The organism is Erwinia sp. PME.40.26/001 (genome assembly GCF_055556675.1).
In genome coordinates this window covers 1-257 of record NZ_JBVHNP010000281.1, presented here as the reverse complement: position 1 = coordinate 257, position 257 = coordinate 1, and the positions used below count along the sequence as shown (strand labels likewise).

Here is a 257-nt window from a genome sequence, read left to right as displayed (position 1 = left end):
AAGCCTGTGGACCTTGAAAACCTTGCAAGGGCCATTTCCATTACGGAATCTAACCTCGTGATATCCGTTCTTATTAAGCCACGGCTTAAGCTTCATTTTTCTGTGGCACTTGTAGGAATAGACATTCCCCAATTCATCGACGGTGTAGTCAAGAAACCCGGGAATTTGCTTTTCCATTTTTCCGTTGCCCCATAACAAAAAAGTCCCGCTCCATTGCTGGAACAGGACTTCGTTGTGACTATTTACTTTTCGCTGGA

The 257-nt window shown here is 44.4% G+C and carries 1 protein-coding gene; it reads right to left on the bottom strand.

The window, feature by feature from the left end:
- Window positions 1–177 (bottom strand): NUMOD4 domain-containing protein (locus ACZ3HG_RS24190; protein ID WP_465334986.1); only part of this gene is annotated, 177 nt, incomplete at its 3' end.
- Window positions 178–257: the final 80 nt, after the last annotated feature.